At 72.8% G+C, this 15,847-nt stretch carries 18 protein-coding genes and 1 tRNA gene; 7 read left to right on the forward strand and 12 right to left on the reverse strand.

Annotated features, from left to right (window positions below; all coding sequences use genetic code 11):
* Positions 1–31 precede the first annotated feature (31 nt).
* The 3 genes from ppk2 to OVN18_RS03575 all read left to right on the forward strand — a co-directional run bounded on the left by ppk2 (position 32) and on the right by OVN18_RS03575 (position 2,127).
* Entirely contained in the window at positions 32–880 is an 849-nt protein-coding gene (ppk2, locus tag OVN18_RS03565; RefSeq protein ID WP_267781967.1) for a polyphosphate kinase 2, read from the forward strand.
* Between the two features lie 108 nt (positions 881–988).
* A complete protein-coding gene (locus OVN18_RS03570) occupies positions 989–1,549 on the forward strand; it encodes a TetR/AcrR family transcriptional regulator (protein ID WP_267781968.1) in 561 nt (186 codons plus the stop codon).
* A complete protein-coding gene (locus OVN18_RS03575; protein WP_267781970.1) occupies positions 1,546–2,127 on the forward strand; it encodes a YdeI/OmpD-associated family protein in 582 nt (193 codons plus the stop codon). The genes OVN18_RS03570 and OVN18_RS03575 overlap by 4 nt, the downstream gene beginning before the upstream one ends.
* Before the next feature lie 48 nt (positions 2,128–2,175).
* Here OVN18_RS03575 and OVN18_RS03580 read toward each other — a convergent pair whose 3' ends face one another.
* The 4 genes from OVN18_RS03580 to OVN18_RS03595 form a co-directional block, all read right to left on the reverse strand.
* The gene (locus OVN18_RS03580) at positions 2,176–2,820 is read right to left on the reverse strand and encodes a DUF2461 domain-containing protein (RefSeq protein WP_267781972.1); all 645 of its coding nucleotides are present in this window, start codon (positions 2,818–2,820) and stop codon (positions 2,176–2,178) included.
* A gap of 117 nt (positions 2,821–2,937) precedes the next feature.
* Positions 2,938–3,849: a serine hydrolase gene (locus OVN18_RS03585; protein WP_267781975.1), complete on the reverse strand. Its 912-nt coding sequence runs from the start codon at positions 3,847–3,849 to the stop codon at positions 2,938–2,940.
* Positions 3,846–4,148: a hypothetical protein gene (locus tag OVN18_RS03590; RefSeq protein ID WP_267781978.1), complete on the reverse strand. Its 303-nt coding sequence runs from the start codon at positions 4,146–4,148 to the stop codon at positions 3,846–3,848. The genes OVN18_RS03585 and OVN18_RS03590 overlap by 4 nt, the downstream gene beginning before the upstream one ends.
* Positions 4,149–4,307: 159 nt before the next feature.
* On the reverse strand, positions 4,308–4,748 hold the full coding sequence (locus OVN18_RS03595) for a LysR family transcriptional regulator (RefSeq protein ID WP_267781980.1): 441 nt from the start codon (positions 4,746–4,748) through the stop codon (positions 4,308–4,310).
* A gap of 122 nt (positions 4,749–4,870) precedes the next feature.
* Here OVN18_RS03595 and bla point away from each other — a divergent pair, with 122 nt between their 5' ends.
* Positions 4,871–5,815 (forward strand): class A beta-lactamase, encoded by a 945-nt coding sequence (bla, locus tag OVN18_RS03600; protein WP_267781982.1) that lies wholly within the window; start codon positions 4,871–4,873, stop codon positions 5,813–5,815.
* Positions 5,816–5,861: 46 nt separating this feature from the next.
* On the opposite strand, the gene OVN18_RS03605 is transcribed toward bla, so the two are convergent.
* Positions 5,862–6,503, reverse strand: a complete 642-nt coding sequence (locus OVN18_RS03605) for a hypothetical protein (RefSeq protein ID WP_267781983.1) — start codon at positions 6,501–6,503, stop codon at positions 5,862–5,864.
* 42 nt (positions 6,504–6,545) lie between these two features.
* Here OVN18_RS03605 and OVN18_RS03610 point away from each other — a divergent pair, with 42 nt between their 5' ends.
* Complete coding sequence (locus OVN18_RS03610) at positions 6,546–6,764, forward strand: hypothetical protein (RefSeq protein ID WP_267781986.1); 219 nt, start codon at positions 6,546–6,548, stop codon at positions 6,762–6,764.
* Between the two features lie 63 nt (positions 6,765–6,827).
* Here the strand turns inward: OVN18_RS03610 and OVN18_RS03615 are convergent.
* A tRNA-Ser gene (locus tag OVN18_RS03615) sits at positions 6,828–6,918 on the reverse strand.
* A gap of 79 nt (positions 6,919–6,997) precedes the next feature.
* Between OVN18_RS03615 and OVN18_RS03620 the strand changes: the two genes are divergently transcribed.
* Positions 6,998–7,651, forward strand: coding sequence for an SGNH/GDSL hydrolase family protein (locus OVN18_RS03620; RefSeq protein ID WP_267781988.1), 654 nt, complete (start codon positions 6,998–7,000; stop codon positions 7,649–7,651).
* A gap of 138 nt (positions 7,652–7,789) precedes the next feature.
* On the opposite strand, the gene OVN18_RS03625 is transcribed toward OVN18_RS03620, so the two are convergent.
* Positions 7,790–11,548 carry a choice-of-anchor I family protein gene (locus OVN18_RS03625; protein WP_267781990.1) on the reverse strand — a complete coding sequence of 1,253 codons (3,759 nt, stop codon included), beginning with the start codon at positions 11,546–11,548 and terminating at the stop codon, positions 7,790–7,792.
* Between the two features lie 168 nt (positions 11,549–11,716).
* On the opposite strand from OVN18_RS03625, the gene radA reads away from it, so the two are divergent.
* Positions 11,717–13,069: a DNA repair protein RadA gene (gene radA, locus OVN18_RS03630; RefSeq protein WP_267781993.1), complete on the forward strand. Its 1,353-nt coding sequence runs from the start codon at positions 11,717–11,719 to the stop codon at positions 13,067–13,069.
* A gap of 22 nt (positions 13,070–13,091) precedes the next feature.
* Here radA and OVN18_RS03635 read toward each other — a convergent pair whose 3' ends face one another.
* The 5 genes from OVN18_RS03635 to OVN18_RS03655 form a co-directional block, all read right to left on the reverse strand.
* Positions 13,092–13,316 carry a hypothetical protein gene (locus OVN18_RS03635; RefSeq protein ID WP_267781994.1) on the reverse strand — a complete coding sequence of 75 codons (225 nt, stop codon included), beginning with the start codon at positions 13,314–13,316 and terminating at the stop codon, positions 13,092–13,094.
* Complete coding sequence (locus OVN18_RS03640) at positions 13,313–13,771, reverse strand: SseB family protein (protein ID WP_267781995.1); 459 nt, start codon at positions 13,769–13,771, stop codon at positions 13,313–13,315. The genes OVN18_RS03635 and OVN18_RS03640 overlap by 4 nt, the downstream gene beginning before the upstream one ends.
* A gap of 17 nt (positions 13,772–13,788) precedes the next feature.
* Positions 13,789–14,427: a hypothetical protein gene (locus OVN18_RS03645; RefSeq protein WP_267781997.1), complete on the reverse strand. Its 639-nt coding sequence runs from the start codon at positions 14,425–14,427 to the stop codon at positions 13,789–13,791.
* Positions 14,428–14,496: 69 nt separating this feature from the next.
* Positions 14,497–15,057: an amino-acid N-acetyltransferase gene (locus OVN18_RS03650; protein ID WP_407666061.1), complete on the reverse strand. Its 561-nt coding sequence runs from the start codon at positions 15,055–15,057 to the stop codon at positions 14,497–14,499.
* Positions 15,058–15,149: 92 nt separating this feature from the next.
* Positions 15,150–15,719: a fasciclin domain-containing protein gene (locus tag OVN18_RS03655; RefSeq protein ID WP_267781999.1), complete on the reverse strand. Its 570-nt coding sequence runs from the start codon at positions 15,717–15,719 to the stop codon at positions 15,150–15,152.
* Positions 15,720–15,847: the final 128 nt, after the last annotated feature.

Raw genomic sequence — 15,847 nt, forward strand, 5'->3', positions numbered from 1 at the left:
GTCTAGGGTGAGCGCGACCGAGGGAAGACGCATGTCGAAGAAGTCGAGCACGCACGGACCCGGGAAACGGGTTCCCAAGAAGGTGTACGAGGCCGAGCTGACGCGCCTGCAGATCGAGCTCGTCGAGATGCAGCAGTGGGTCATCGCCACCGGCGCCCGGGTGCTGGTGATCTTCGAGGGGCGCGATGCCGCCGGCAAGGGCGGCGCCATCAAGCGCGTCATGCAGTACCTCAACCCGCGGCACGCCCGCGTCGTCGCCCTGCCCCAGCCCACGGAGCGCGAGAAGGGCCAGTGGTACTTCCAGCGCTACGTCGAGCGGCTGCCGACCGCGGGCGAGATCGTGCTCATGGACCGCTCCTGGTACAACCGCGCCGGCGTGGAACGGGTCATGGGCTACTCGACCGATGAGGAGTACCGCCGCTTCCTTCACCAGGTGCCCGTCGTCGAGCGGATGCTCGTCGAGGACGGCATCACGGTGCTGAAGTACTGGTACTCGGTCTCCGACGACGTGCAGCAGGCCCGCTTCGCCTCGCGGCTGAACGACCCGATGCGCCGCTGGAAGCTCTCGCCGACCGACCTCGAGTCGATCCTGCGCTGGGAGGACTACTCGCGCGCGAAGGACGCCATGTTCGCCGCGACCGACATTCCCGAGGCGCCGTGGTGGACGATCGAGAGCGACGATAAGCGGGCATCCCGCCTCAACACGATCAGCCACCTGCTCAGCCAGCTCGACTACCACCGCACCGAGCTCGACGAGGTGGTCATTCCCGACCGCCCCGAGGCGACCGACTACGAGCGGCCGCCGCGCGAGCAGCACCAGTACGTGCCCGACGTCGCGCGCGAGCTGCGGAAGAGCGCCAAGAAGCGCAGCGGGGCGTAGACACCACGACGTGCTCGGCACCGAGTAGCGTCAGGGTGTCCGCTGGACGCACCGTCTGATTCTGGACACCGTGCGAGGTAGCGCCTCGCCGGACGGGAGGAGCGCCGCATGACCGCACCGGAGAACGTCGACCCCCGGGTCGCCCGAACACGGCACGACGTGCCAGCCGTCGCACTGCGCCTGCTGCTCGACGAGGGGTGGGAGGCCGTGACTCCCGCCCGCGTGGCCGCCGAGGCGGGCTATTCCCGGGCGACGGTCTACGCGCACTGGCCCGACCGCACCGATCTCATCCGCGATGCCTTCGCGCAGTACGGCGGGATGCCCCACCACCGCCCGGACGGCGATGCCGAAGCCGATCTGCGCGGCGAGCTGGCCAGCTTCTGCCGCGCGATGGTCGAGCACCGGCTGGACCGCGCGCTCGCGACGCTCGCCGAGCGGGCCCAGACCAACCCGGAGATCACTCCGATCCGCGATCGCTTCGTGGCTGACGGCGAGCGTCCGATGCGGCAGACCCTCCCCGCGCTCGGTCGAGGACCAGCGGCGGAGGCCGCGCTGCTGATGCTGTGCGGGATGGTCACGCACGCCGTGCTGATGCACGGCGCCGCCCCCGTGGACGAGGTGCTCGACGCGGCCGTCCGCATCGTCGTCGACGGGCTCCGCGACGCATGATCGGATCGGATCGCTTCCCCCACGTCGAGGTCGCCTCCGCCGCGGAGCTGCGGGCCTGGCTCGAAAGGCACCACGCGCAGGAGGAGGCGGTCTGGCTCGTCACCTTCAAGAAGGCGGTCCCCGCGAAGTACCTCTCGACCGCGGAGGTGCTCGACGAGCTCGTCGCCTTCGGCTGGATCGACGGCATCCGGCGGGCGGTGGACGACGAGCGCACGATGCAGCTCATCAGTCCCCGGCGCACCCAGCCGTGGGCGAAGACGTACACCGATCGCGCTGAGCGGCTCATCGCCGAGGGGCGCATGGCGCCGGCGGGGCTGGCGAGCGTCGAGGCCGCGCGCCGCTCCGGCGCGTGGGAGGCGATGGCCGACGTCGACGCCCTCGTCGTCCCCGACGACCTGCGCCGGGCGCTCGACGCGGCCCCTCCGGCGCTCACCGTCTACGAGGCCTTCCCACCCTCGGTGCGGCGCAACATCCTGCGCTGGATCGCGAGCGCCAAGACCCCGCCGACGCGCGAGAAGCGCATCGCGCTGACGACCGCCGAGGCGAGGGCCGGGCGGCGCGTGAAGAGCAACGGCTGATCCGACCGGGGGGCGGCTCGGGATTCTCGCGCGAGGTTCGCCCCGTGCTCAGTGCCCTCGGCTCGTGGTCGCCGGGCCGACGCGCGTGGCCACCCATTCGATGAGCGGCTCGGTCGCGCTCCAGACCGCGAGCACCTCGCTGGGCGGCGCCTCCACCGGCAGGCGCCGCAGCGCCGCGTAGTGCTGCAGCCTCAGCAGTCGGATCGCCGGATGCGCCGGGTCGATGCCGCGCGGCGCGGTCTTGAGCGAGGGCCCGGCCAGCTCGAAGCCCTGGGATTCGAGCGCGCTCACGATCGACTCGAGCTCCTCGGCCGCGGCCGCGTCATCGACGATGAGGCCGCGGGCGCGCTCGAGCTGGTCCTTGGAGGGCCCGTAGAGCCCGCCGCCGACTTCGATGCGCTCGGCGTCGAGGTTGACGTAGACGGTGCCGACCTCGCCCGCCATCATGCTGGCATCGACGCGGTACGGGCTCTTGTCGGCGCTGAATCGCACGTCCCGGTTCTGGCGCATGATCTTGCCGGGGCCGTAGCGACGCTCGGCCTCAGCCAGCAGGGCCTCCATGGGCCGGCGGATCGCGCGGTCGTAGACCTCGCGATGCTCCTCGACGTAGGCCTTGCTGTTGTCAGCGGCGATACCGGTGAGATACGTCGTCGCCTCGTGCGTGAAGGGGACGAGGACGGGACTGTCGGACATGGTCTGCCTTTCCGTGACGCGGTTCGACATGGCGTCAACTAATGAACAGAATGTACAACAAGGGTCTCGAGAAGTCGCAGGGCGAGATCGGACGAGCACGTGAGGCGCTCGACCGCGTCATCCTCCGAGATCGAGATCGCGCACCGCGTCGATCAGCAACCGGGCCGCCGCACCCATCGTCGCGTCCGCGGCGGGCTGCACCGTCATAGGCACCGACGACCGAGTCAGCATGGCGAGCGCGACCCGCGCTCCCGATCGGTGCTCGACCACGCCCATCTCGTGCCGCAGCGTCAGCACGGTGCCCGTCTTCGACGACCATCGCGCGTCCTCCGACTCGAGGTCGGGGGCCATGCGCTGTCGAATGACCGAGGCGCCGAGCATCGCCCGCAGCCGTGCAGCCGTCGCGGTCGACGCCCAGGGCGATCGCCAGAGGGCGGCGAGCAGATCGACGCCCCCGCGCGCGGTGACGGTGGACGCCCGCCCGCCGTCGAGCTGCGCGATGGGGTGGCCGCCCCCGCGCGACGCCGCCGCGATCGCCGCGACCTGCACGAGCGTCGCGTCCGCCGGCTCGACGCGCTCGAGCGGGGTCCGCGCGAGCTCCGCCTGCGAGGAGCGGAGCTCCCACCCCTCGACGCCCCACCGCGCGAGGAGCGCGGGCGCAGCCTCGGCTCCGATGAGCTCCTGCAGGGCATCCGCCGCCGCGCTGTCGCTGATGGTCACGGCGAGGGAGACGAGATCCTCCGCCGCGATCGTAGCCGGGTGGCGGAAACGCGTGAGGCCCGTCGGCCCGGCCGAATCGATGAGGCCTGGCGGTACGACGACCGGATGCCCGGCGGTGATGACGCCTCGCTCGATCGCGTCGAGCACCGCCGCCGCCAACGGCACCTTGGCGAGCGAGGCGGCCGGCAACGGGCGATCGGGCTCGTGCGCGATCTCGAGGCCGGAATCGAGGTCGCGGGCGAGGAACGACGCGGTGAGGCCCGCACCATCGAGGAGGTCGCGCGCCGCAGCCGCGGCTCGGCGGCTCACGCGCCAGGCTCCGCGGCCCCGAGCGCGGCCGCGATCGACTGCCCGATGTCAGCGTGATCAAGGGCGTGCACGGCCTCCGCGTCGCCGATGAGCACCGAGACCCGCTCGAGCGCGGGATCGGCGAGCGCGCGCCAGCGCAGACCCCAGCTCTCGGCCTGGGCGCGCGAGCAGAGCATGAGGTCGTTCGACCCGAGAACGGCAGCGAGCGCGAGCGGCGCCGAGCGGGCCATGACAACCTGGTCGTGCCGCAGCCCTGCACCGTCGCGCGCTCGGAGGGCGCCGTCCCGGACCGCGGGCACGTCATCCTCGGGCAGCAGGTGCAGCACTTTCGACGGGCGCTGATCGATGCGGACCCCGCGCAGCGATGCGAGGCGGGACGGCAGCGATGCCGGACCGGGACGCGCCGCGACACCGAGCGGCACGGCCCACGACGGCGCGGCGGCCGCGCGACCGGAGCTCTACCCGCCCCGGGCGGGCAGCACGGCAACGGCGACGACGCGGTCGCCGAGCATCCGCCCGCGCTGCGGCACGTCGCCCTCGACGCACTCGAGAGTCAGATCGTGCTGGAGCCCGGCCGCTGCGATGCGGGCGAGGGCAGGGATCGATGTGCGGGGCACGGCGATGCGCACCGTGCGTCGCCGTCCCTGCTCGGCGACGAGCAGGAACTCATCCCCGAGCTCGACGAGGCGCCGCGCCACCGGCAGAAGCCCCTCCCCCGCGGGCGTCAGGGCGGCCCCGCGCCGCGAACGGTCGAACAGCGGTGATCCGACCTGCCTCTCGAGAGCCGCAATGCGGCGGCTGGCGACCGACTGCGGGATGCGCAGGGCGGCGGCGCCGTCGGTGAAGCCGCCCCGGGCGCTCACGCTGACGAAGGCACGGGCGGCGGCGAGAACATCCATGCATCGAGATTATTCACGAACAGCATGAAGCGACGCTCTCGATCATTTTCCTGAATGGATGCACGGCGGCACCCTGGAACGAGCGGCGCGACCGACGCCGCGAGTGAAGGAGACTCCCCCGCATGACCCGCACGCCACCCCGACTCGTCGCCACCGCCCTCGGCTCGATCGTCGCGATCGCGGCCCTCGCCGGATGCACGGCCGCGGCGGAGCCGCCCGCGAGCATCTCGACCGCGACCGCCGCCCCCGACACCGACGCCGCCTCCGACCTCGACGGGGCGCTCGCCGCCCTCGAGACCGAGTACGACGCGCGGCTCGGCCTCGCCGCGATCGACACCCGCACGGGCGAGGTGCTCGAGTACCGCGCCGGCGAGCGCTTCGCCTTCGCCTCGACCTACAAGGCGCTCGCCGCCGCCGCCGTGCTCGACCGCACGACCGACACCGAGCTCGACGCGGTCGTGCCCGTCGAGCAGAGCGACCTCGTCACCTACTCGCCGATCACCGAGACGCGGGTCGGCGCGGGGATGACGCTGCGCGAGCTCGCCGACGCGGCCGTGCGCTTCAGCGACAACACGGCGGGCAACCTGCTGTTCGACGCGCTCGGCGGCCCGGCCGGCTTCGATGCGGCGCTCGAGGAGGTCGGCGACGACACGACCGTCGCCTCGCGCGAGGAGACGGCGCTCAACGACTGGCAGCCCGGGTCGGAGGACGACACCACGACCCCGCTCGCCTTCGCCCGCGCTCTCGAGGCGTACGCCGTGGGCGACGCACTGGATGACGGCGACCGGCAGCAGCTGCTCGAGTGGCTGGTCGGCAACACCACCGGGGATGCTCTCATCCGGGCCGGAGCTCCGGAGGGCTGGACGGTCGGCGACAAGACCGGCTCCGCCGCCTGGGGCACGCGCAACGACATCGCGGTGGTCTGGCCGCCCGACGACGAGCCCTACGTGCTCGCCGTGCTCTCGAGCCGCGACGACGCCGGGGCCGATGCCGAGTACGACGACGCCCTCATCGCCGATGCCGCGCGCGTCGCGATCGCGGAGCTGGAGCGCGTGCGGGGCGAGTGAGATGCGACGAGCCCCGAGCGGTGCCAGCGGCCGAGCGCGCGGCGACTCAGTCGCGAGCGCCGGCGGGGCGGGGGATCGCGAACAGGGAGGGACGCGGCGTGATGCGGCGGCCGGCGTCGCCGAGCGCCCGTTCCAGTGCGGCCCGGGGCGCACCGTCCCGGGCCGCGAGCTCGATGAGCGCGTGCCTCTCGAGGGAGACGAGACGACGGCGTTCGACGGCGGGGAGGGAGCGGAGCACCCCCTCGGCGGCCCGTTCCGTCATGTTCCCGCGACCCGCGTCCGCGGGCTCCGGGCGGTGCGATGCCGTCGAACGAAGAGCAGCCCGAAGCGCCCGCCGGCGGCGATCGCGTACCAGCGCTCCGCGACCCAGGGCGCCGGTACCGAGAACGACGACGACGAGCACCACGACCGCGCTCGCGACCTCGACGGAGACGTCTCCCGCGGCACGGATCACCGTGACGACGAGCGCGAAGCCGACCAGGCCGCCCTGCACCCACCAGTAGGTCGCACCGACGTGGGGGTAGTCAGCGGGCGGACGACGGCCGCGATCGCGCTCCGACACGATGGCGAGCACGAACGAGACGACCGCGCACGCCATCGCGAGCAGAGCACCACTGTCGAGATCATCGATGACGAGATCTCCGCGGTACCCGCTGACCATCCCCGCCGCCACCGCGGCGAACAGCATCGATGCGATCGCCGCGATCGGAGGCGACGTCCGAGCCCGTGCGTGCTCTTCGCCGCGAAGAGCGCGGCGCTCCTCGATCGACACGCGCCGCAGCTCATCCGCGGCCTGCGGCGCGATGATGCGCAGGGCGTCGACGTGGATGCGATCGGACGCTGCGCGGATCGAACCCCCGACCGGTTGCGCCGCGACGATCCGAGCGGCATCGCGCCGCACCGCGACCGCATCGGCCGAGCTATCCTCCGTCATCGCCACCGATGGTAGCGGGATGCAGAAGACCCCCGAACCGGGCGGTTCGGGGGTCTTCTGCATCCCCATGAGGGACGGTGGCGGAACCGGTGGGATTTGAACCCACGGTGGGCTCAACACCCACACAACTTTTCGAGAGTTGCACCTTCGGCCGCTCGGACACGGTTCCGGGGAAGAGTTTAGTACAGGCGCGCGGCCCGGGCGAACCGTGGCCCCGGCCGGGCATCCCGCGCCGTTACGATGCGGGAATGGCCCTTCCTTCGCCGCGCACCCCCTGGCTGCGGCGGCGGCTGCGGCAGTGGGATGCTCGCGCAGCGCTGCCCGGAGACCTCGTGTACGCCGCCCTCGGCGACTCCGCCGCGCAGGGCATCGGCGCGCGCAGCCTCGAGACGAGCTACGTCGGCCGGCTGGCGGAGCGGCTCGAGCGCCACTCCGGCCGCAGCGTGCGCGTGGTGAACCTCTCGCGCTACGGCGCCCGGGTCGACGATTGCGTCGACCGGCAGCTGCCCGCCGCCCTGGCGCTCGACCGCGTCGACGTCATGACCGTCGCCATCGGCGCGAACGACATGCGCGCCGCCGACCACGAGGGCTTCCTCGCGCGCTTCGACGCGCTGCTGGCGATGCTGCCCGCGCACGCGATCGTCGCCGACCTGCCGTGCTTCCACTTCGGCGAGCGCGAGTTCGACGCCTGGCGCACCTCGCAGGTCATGGCCGATCGGGTGCGCGCCGCCGGGCTCGCCTTCGCGCCCCTGCACCGGGTGACCGAGCTGCGGCGCGGCTGGGGCTCGTTCCCGGAGTTCACGTGGGATCAGTTCCACCCGAGCGATCTGGGTTACCGGGTGTGGGAGTCGGCCTTCGCCGGGGCGGTCACGCGGCGCGCGCGGCAGCTGCGGGCATCCTGACCGCCGCCCCGTCGCTGACCGCCGCACCGTCGCTCGGCCGGCCGCACACGACGGAGCCGCCGTCCTCCTGGCCGAGGGCGGCGGCTCCGGGATGCGCACCGGGGGTGCCCGGCGGCGTGCGTCTCGCGCGGCGGCGGGCTACTCCCCCGCGACCGTCGCGAGCGAGCGGGATGCGCGGCGGCGCAGCGCGAAGGTCGCTGCGCCGGCGCCCAGCAGACCCAGCGCGAGGGCCAGCAGACCGCCCGCCTCGGCGCCGGTGACCGGCAGGCCGCCGACGCCGCCGACGCCGCCGCCGGCTCCGGCTCCGGCGCCGACCGCGGCAGGAGCCGCCGCGATCTGCAGCTCGACGCGGATGGGCAGCTCGCCCGGCACCTGCGACGCCACCTCGAGCACGTAGGCGCCCGCCGCCAGATCGCGCGGGATGACCAGTGCGAACGTCGCGACGCCCTCGGCGTTCGCCGTAGCCGTTCCGAGCTCGACCGCGCTCAGGGAGATCGCGGCGGCCGTGCTCAGCCCGTCGGCGGCGCCGAGCAGGGCGCCCGAGATGGTCTGCCCCGGCTCGAGACCGGAGACCGTGACGGGCACGGTGTCGCCCGCCCGCAGGCCGTCGAGGCGCAGCGAGACGGTCGCCCAGTCGTCGGAGCCGATGATCGCGCGACCCAGCGGCGCCGGCTCGACGACCTCGAACTCCTCGAAGTAGGCCACTGCGGCGGCGAGGTCGACCTGACCGGTGTCGGTGCGGTTCGTGCCCTCGGCGAGGGTGGTGAAGTTGTCGCCGCCGTTCGCGAGGAACGAGTTCGCCACGACCCGCACGACGTCGTCCGCCGCGATGGGCTCGCCGTTCAGGCGCAGCTCGAGGATTCGCTCGCCCTGGGGCAGAGACTCGTCGTAGACGTACTCGAAGCCCTCGCTGACGCCGAGGTGCAGCTTGGGGCGCGACGAGCCCGCGGGCTGCCACTGCTCCTCGAGCACCAGCGTCAGCTGCGCGCCCGTGAGGTCCTGGGTGAACAGCGTGTTGGCGAAGGGCTGCACGCTCGCCACGTCGCGGTACGTCGTCACGCCGTCGTCGTCGCCGAGCAGCAGGTCGGCACGGACGCCGCCCGGGTTCATGAGCGCGATCTGCGCGGGCTCGCCGCCGAACGACTCATTCGAGGTGGCCCACAGCTGGATGTCCGCGATCAGGTTGCCGAGGCTCGACTCGGCGACCCGATCCTCGACGCCCTCGGCGTCGAACGCCCGCGTGATGTCGGCGGTGACCGAGCCCACGACGGTGTCGCCGACGATCGCGGCGGCGTCGACGGCATCCGCGACGATCTGCGCGACGGCGGCGTCGGCGGGGAAGGCCGCGACGTTGCCCGGGGCGAGCGGGATGACCGAGCGGCTCGCGCCGGTCACCTCGAGCGTCTCGGTGTCGACCGTGAGCTCGACCTGGGCGAGGTGCGTGCCGTACTGGCCGCCCATGACGACGGGCCGCTCGACGCCCGAGCCCGCGACCGGGAAGGCGCAGTCGACGACGATGTGCGTGTGACCGGCGAAGATCGCGTCGATGTCGCTGGAGGAGTCGCGCACGATCGAGCCGAAGGCGTCGTCGGCGGCGCCGAGCGTCGCGCAATCCGCCGAGTCGGGGCCCTCGTGCACGAGCGAGACGATCACGTCGGCCTCGCCGTCGCCCTCCTCGCCGTTGCTCAGCTGCGCCGCGACGCGGTTGGCCGCCTCGACGGGGTCGCCGAACTCGATGCCGGCGATGCCCGCGGGGCTCACGAGGCTGGCCGTCTGACCGGTGACCGTGCCGATGAAGCCCACCCGCACGCCGTCGAGCTCGGTCACCCAGAATTCGTCGAGCGCGGGGGTCTCGGTGCCGGCGAGGTAGACGTTCGCGCCCAGGCCGTAGCGCGGGTCGCCGTAGCGGGGCAGCACGCGGTCGGTGAGGTCGGCGAAGCCGGCGTCGAACTCGTGGTTGCCGACCGCGCCGACATCGAGGCCCGCCGCGACGAGGGCGTCGATGGTCGGGTTGTCCTGCTGCGAGAACGAGGTGAAGGTGCTCGCGCCGATCATGTCGCCCGCGCTCGCGAAGACCGTGTTCGGGTTCTCGGCGCGCAGCTGGCCGACGGCTCCGGCGATGACCGCCGCGCCCGCCTCGGCCCGGTTGGCCTCGAGGCGTCCGTGGAAGTCGTTGATGCCGAGCACCTGGATGGTGGTCTGCGGCGTGACCGAGTACAGCGTCGTGGTGCCCGTGATCTCGTTGCCCACGGCGATCATCGCCCGCCCGGTCGGCGAGTCGCCGGCCGGCAGGAACACGATCGACTCGGGGCCCGAGTCGCCGACCGCGGCGATGTCGTCCTCGACGTCGAGCGAGAAGTCGCGATTGTTGATGTAGGTGGTGAACTCGGGCGCGGTCGGCACCGTCACGTCGTAGACGGCGATGCCGCCGACGCGCTCGAGCCCGATGAAGGCGTACTGTCGCCCGTCGACCTCGCCGACGGCGACGGCCTCGGGCTCGGGGCCCTTGGCGTCGTTGCGCGAGCCGAGGACGTTGTCGTCGTTGCCCGCGTTGAAGAACTCGGGCAGAGCCTCGGCGGTGATCCGCTCGAGCGACTCGCCCGAGTCGCTCACCAGCGTGCCGGCCGAATCCCAGATCGAGAACGACCGCGTGCCGAAGGCGTGCAGCGCCGAGTAGCAGTCGTCGACCTGCGGGCTCTCGATCGAGACCTCGAGGCGGTCGAAGGCCGCACGGTTCGTCGTGTCGATCGTGTCGCAGAGGGCGAGGTCCTCGACGCGGACGGGCTCCTCGTAGTCGCCCCACTCGCGGGCGTCGCCCTCGTTGGCCGTGACGACGTAGGTCTCGCCGCCGACCTCGTAGGTGTCGATCGTGTCGGGCATGAAGAGCCCCTCGATGCCGTCGACCGTGATGCGCTCGGTGAGGTTCGCGGTGCGGTCGCTCATCGTCATGGGCACGACGCCGCGGTCGATCGAGCCGAGCGCCGCGAGCTCGAGGGTGCCGTCGACGAGGTTCACGATGGCGAGACCGTTCGCCTCCTGCAGGCTCACGTACGCGGTGACGTCATCGGGCGCGACGCTCGCGTACTCGGGCTCGATGCTGCGCGAGACGGGCAGGTCGATGCCGTCGATACCGGCGAAGACGCGGATGCCCTCCGGGAGGGTGCGCGTGCCGTCGGCCTCGAACTCCTCGAAGCCGACCGTGCGCACGGCGCTCTGCTCGGAGGCGGCGACGGTTCCGGGCAGGTCGACGATGCTGATGCTGCCGACGGGGTCGACGAGGTAGTCGTCGCTCGGCTCCCCCTCGTTGGCGAGGACGGCGTAGGCGCCGTCGCCGCTCACGGCGACGGAATCGGGCTGCGCGCCGACCGACACCGCGCCGAGCACGTCGCGCGTGGTCGCGTCGACGGAGAGCATCCAGCCGGTGTCGGTCTTCGTGGGCGCCTCGACGGCGACGACGACGAGGCCGCCGGGGGTGACGGCCACCGAGTTGGCGACCGCGCCGGCGGGGATGGTGCCGCCGCCGGAGATCGGGGCGCCCTCGGCGACGATCTCGTCGATCAGGGTCGGCGCGCTCGGGTCGGAGACGTCGATGGCCTGCACCGCGCCGGCGACCGCGTTGACGATGAAGAGCTGCTGCGTGGCGGCGTGGTAGCTGACGATCTCGGCGGCGCCCGCGTCGAACTCGGGGGTCTGCAGGGTGCCGACGGGCGCGAGCGCGAGCGCTCCAGAGCCCTCGTAGACGATCGGCTCGGCGACGATGGCGGCCGTCGCGGGCATCGCGATCGCGGTCATGGCGGCGCCGGCGACGAGGGCGGCGCAGGTGCCGGCGGCGGCGAGCCGGCGGCCGAACGACCGCTGCGGCGCGCGGGAGAGGAGCGGGGGGCGAGGTGAGGGCACGGCGGACTCCGGTGTCGAGAGGGGGGCGGGGCGCGGTTCGGGATGCCCGGCGCGAGCGCGGACGATTCGCACGCTAAGCGCACTCGGTGTCGGCACGCGGACGTCGAGGTGAACAGCAGGTGACCCGGCCGGCGCCCGGTGTCGGAGGTCGCGCCTACGCTTATCGGCATGGCCCGCCCGACCACGTCCTTCCGCTGCACCGAGTGCGGCTGGACGACCCCGAAGTGGGCCGGCCGCTGCGGCGAGTGCCAGCAGTGGGGCACGGTCGTCGAGGCGGGGCCGACGGCCGTCACGCAGCGCACGACGTCGACCCTCGTCGCCGACGCCCGCATCGCCCGCCCCATCACGCAGATCGCCCCACGCGAGCAGAGCCACACGCCCACCGGCATCGGCGAGTTCGACCGGGTGCTCGGCGGCGGCGTGGTGCCCGGCGCGGCCATCCTGCTCTCGGGCGAACCGGGCGTCGGCAAGTCGACCCTGCTGCTCGAGGTCGCCTCACGCGCCGCGCAGTCGGGCCAGCGCGTGCTCTACGTCTCGGCGGAGGAGTCGACCGCGCAGGTGCGCCTGCGCGCCGGCCGCACCGGGGCGCTGAGCGACGAGCTCTACCTCGCGAGCGAGACCGACCTCTCCGTCATCCTCGGCCAGATCGACCAGGTGCGGCCCTCCCTCGTCATCGTCGACTCGGTGCAGACCGTCGCCTCACCGCTCATCGACGGCCTCGCGGGCGGCGTCGCCCAGGTGAAGGAGGTCGCGGCGACGCTCATCCGGGTCGCGAAGGAGCGCGACCTGCCCGTACTGCTCGTCGGGCACGTGACGAAGGACGGCACGATCGCCGGCCCGCGCATGCTCGAGCACCTCGTCGACGTCGTCTGCCAGTTCGAGGGCGACCGCCAGACCGCCCTGCGCTTCGTGCGCGCCCACAAGAACCGCTTCGGCCCGACCGACGAGGTCGGCTGCTTCGAGATGACCGGCGAGGGCATCGCCGAGGTCGCCGACCCCTCCGTGCTGTTCCGGTCCAATGCCACCGTGCCCGTGAGCGGCACCTGCGTCGCTATCGCCATGGAGGGGCGCCGCGCCATCCCCGTCGAGGTGCAGGCGCTCATCGTCGCCTCGAAGGCCCCGCAGCCGCGCCGCGTCGTCAACGGCGTCGACTCCTCCCGTGTCGCCATGCTGCTCGCCGTGCTCGAGCGCCGCTGCGGCATGCCGCTGTCGGAGTTCGACGTCTACGTCTCGACCGTCGGCGGCATCCGCCTCACCGAGCCCGGCGCCGACCTCGCGATCGCCCTCGCCATCGCGAGCGCGCGCCGCGAGAAGGCCCTAGACGGCCACCTCGCCGCCATCGGCGAGATCAGCCTCGCCGGCGAGATCCGCGCCGTCGCCGGGGCGCCGCAACGGGCCGCCGAAGCCCGGCGGCTCGGCTACCGCACCCTCATCGACGCGGGCGCCGTGCACGTGCGCGAGGCCGTGCGGCTCGCCTTCGCGAGCGCGCGCGACGAGAAGGTCGACGTCCCCGAGTTCTAGGGGCCGAAGGCTGAGTCAGCGATCAGCGGCGGCGTACGACCGCGACGACGCCGGCTACCAAGCAGGCCACGCCGATGATCGGCAGCAAGAAGAAGAATGCTGATGCGCGACCGGACGCATCGATTTCGCGAGTGGCGAGGATCCACCACGCGAAGCCGCCGATCACGAGCAGCGACGCGCCGATTGCGAACCACGCGACCGGCGGAGTCGGCCGGGACGGCCCCTGTCGTCGCCCGAGGAAGGTCACGGTGCCGGATCGGCCTCCAGCAGCAGCGCGTCGAGCACGTCCTGCGGCTCGGCCTGCATCGAGTGCGGGCCGGCCAGGTCGAACCAGATCGCCTCGAGCACGCCGATGTTCTGCTGGATGAAGTCGGTCAGCGTCGCCCGGTCGTAGGCGAGCACGCGGTGGTCCGTCTCCTGCGGCAGCATCGCCACGTAGGCTTGCGGGCTCGAGAACAGCAGCAGCATGTACTTCTCGGCCTCGCCCTGGCGGAACACCCGCACCTGCGGGGGCCCGTCGACGGGCAGCAGGGGCACGATCACGTGGTCGTTGCGCAGCGCGAAGGCCACGGCAGCGGCATCCTGCTTCTCGAGAGCGGCGGCGAGACGCTGCTCGGGCGGCAGCGTCGACTCCGGCAGAGCGGCGGGGCGGGCTCCGCGCGGGAGGCCGCCGTTTCGGGAGGGTCGCTTCTTCTTCGGCATCCCCACCAGCCTAGGGCTCAGTTCAGCAGGAACGCCTTATCGGTGCTGGAGGCGAAGCCCCCGATGCTCACCGACAGCCGGTAGGTCGCGCCACCGGCGCCGACCGGTTCGCGCTGCACGTCGCACACGCCGGCCTCGCTGCGCGTGCGGCTCCACTGCAGCGGGCTGGTCGAGAGCTCCTGCTCCGGCTCGAGCGTGATCGGGGCGGCGACCGGGTCGGTCTGGCAGTCCTTCGACGACCAGATGCGGTCGGCGCCCGAGGTGATCACGTACTCCTGCACGTCGGTGCCGGCCTCCATCGTGCAGGCCGTCGAGGTGAGGTTGCGAATGGTCAGCGAGAGCAGCGGCAGCTGCTCGGCGCCATAGGCATCGGCGTCGGTCACGGCCACGACCTCCACCTGGTCGGGGGTGCAGGCGGTCGGGTCGGCGGGCGGCTCGGCGGGAGCATCCGCCGCCGGCTCCTCGGACGCCTCGGGAGCGGAGGTCTCGCTGGGGGCGGGGGACGCCGCCGTCGGTTCGGGATCGCCCGACCCGGGGCGCACGATGATGAGCACGATGATGACGATCACGGCCAGCAGCCCGAGGCCGACGATGAGGCGGCGGCGCCAGTAGACCTGGGGCGGCTGCGGTCCGACGGGATGACGCACGGTCGACATGGCGTCAGAGTAGGGCCGCGGGGTCGGGATGCCCGGCTACGGCTGCGGCGTGTGCCCCGATTGGCAGGCTCAGGCCAGGGTGCGCAGCATGCGCGTGTTGCCGAGCGTGTTCGGCTTCACGCGCGACAGGTCGAGGAACTCGGCGACGCCCTCGTCGGGCGAGCGCACGAGCTCCATGTACGCCTCGGGGTCGACCAGCAGCTGCTCGCCGATCGGTGTGAAGCCGTGGCGGGCGAAGAAGTCGACTTCGAACGTGAGGCAGAACAGGCGGGTGAGGCCGAGCTCGCCGGCCTCGGCGACGAGGCGCTCGAGCAGCGCGTGACCGACGCCGGCGCCGCGCCACGCGTCGGAGACGGCGAGGGTGCGCACCTCGCCGAGGTCCTCCCAGAGCACGTGCAGGGCGCCGCAGCCGACGACCTCGCCGGTGGCGTCGTCAATGGCGACGCGGAACTCCTGCAGCGACTCGAAGAACACCACCAGGTCCTTGCCGAGCAGGATCCGCTGCTGCACGAGCGGCTCCACCAGCTGCTTGATCTGGCGCACGTCGGCGGTGCGGGCGCGGCGCACCGAGAAGCGGCGGGGCTCGGGGGCCGGGATGCTCGTCACGCTCTCAAGCCTAGAGCCGGGCATCCCCGTCGCCCGCCCGTCACCCGCCCCGCGCGCGCCTGGAACGCGACGAGGCCCCGGCCGTCACCGACCGGGGCCTCGTGCACGCGTCGCGCCTAAGGCTGCAGCACGCGGTCGATCGTGTGGATGATGCCGTTCGACGCGGCGATGTTCGCGGCGGGGCGGATGATCTTCGGGTCGGCCAGGTCGCCGCCGTCGCGCAGGTTCACGCCCTGCACGCCGATGGTGCCGCCGAGGATGGTCGTGGCGGACTTGGCCTTGATGAGCGACTTCACGTCGGCCGCGCCGGGCACCACGTGGTACAGCATGATCTCGGTCACCCCTTCGACGCCCGCGACGATGCCGAGGGCCTCCTCCTCGGTGGCGGGGCGCTCACCCGTGAGGTCGGTCACCAGGCGCAGGAACGCCTCGTCGTTCGGCGCGAAGACCGTCAGGTCGGCGTCGGGCGCGGAGAGCGCCCCGGCGAGGTCGAGCGCGACGACCGCGCCAACGAGGATGTCGTAGTCGGACCCGTTGGCGTCGTAGGCGCCGACGCCGCCCGAGGCGCCCACGGCGACGTCGACGATGGTGCCGGGGCCCTCGTGGGCGTCGGCGAGAGCGGGAGTGGCGGTGCCGGCCACCAGCGCGGCGGCGGCGAACCCGGCGAGTGCGATGTGCTTCTTCATCGAAAGACCTCCAGTCGTCGGGGTGCGCTCCGGTGGCACCCCCCGAACGAGGGTGGTCGCTCCCTGCGCCGCGGGCAAGAGGAGGCGGCGTGGCGGGAGGGAGTGCACGGCGAGATCACGGGGAGTGT

This window comes from Microcella daejeonensis (assembly GCF_026625045.1).
GTDB classification, from domain to species: Bacteria; Actinomycetota; Actinomycetes; order Actinomycetales; family Microbacteriaceae; genus Microcella; species Microcella daejeonensis.

Bases quoted from the DNA above. Each gene is read 5' to 3' on its own strand.
- OVN18_RS03575 (WP_267781970.1), top strand. From the start codon at position 1,546: ATGATCGGATCGGATCGCTTCCCCCACGTCGAGGTCGCCTCCGCCGCG.
- OVN18_RS03570 (WP_267781968.1), top strand. From the start codon at position 989: ATGACCGCACCGGAGAACGTCGACCCCCGGGTCGCCCGAACACGGCAC.
- OVN18_RS03650 (WP_407666061.1), bottom strand. From the start codon at position 15,057: ATGCCCGGCTCTAGGCTTGAGAGCGTGACGAGCATCCCGGCCCCCGAG.
- OVN18_RS03645 (WP_267781997.1), bottom strand. From the start codon at position 14,427: ATGTCGACCGTGCGTCATCCCGTCGGACCGCAGCCGCCCCAGGTCTAC.
- bla (WP_267781982.1), top strand. From the start codon at position 4,871: ATGACCCGCACGCCACCCCGACTCGTCGCCACCGCCCTCGGCTCGATC.
- OVN18_RS03605 (WP_267781983.1), bottom strand. From the start codon at position 6,503: ATGCTGTTCGCCGCGGTGGCGGCGGGGATGGTCAGCGGGTACCGCGGA.
- OVN18_RS03655 (WP_267781999.1), bottom strand. From the start codon at position 15,719: ATGAAGAAGCACATCGCACTCGCCGGGTTCGCCGCCGCCGCGCTGGTG.
- ppk2 (WP_267781967.1), top strand. From the start codon at position 32: ATGTCGAAGAAGTCGAGCACGCACGGACCCGGGAAACGGGTTCCCAAG.
- radA (WP_267781993.1), top strand. From the start codon at position 11,717: ATGGCCCGCCCGACCACGTCCTTCCGCTGCACCGAGTGCGGCTGGACG.
- OVN18_RS03595 (WP_267781980.1), bottom strand. From the start codon at position 4,748: ATGGATGTTCTCGCCGCCGCCCGTGCCTTCGTCAGCGTGAGCGCCCGG.
- OVN18_RS03640 (WP_267781995.1), bottom strand. From the start codon at position 13,771: ATGCCGAAGAAGAAGCGACCCTCCCGAAACGGCGGCCTCCCGCGCGGA.
- OVN18_RS03580 (WP_267781972.1), bottom strand. From the start codon at position 2,820: ATGTCCGACAGTCCCGTCCTCGTCCCCTTCACGCACGAGGCGACGACG.
- OVN18_RS03620 (WP_267781988.1), top strand. From the start codon at position 6,998: ATGGCCCTTCCTTCGCCGCGCACCCCCTGGCTGCGGCGGCGGCTGCGG.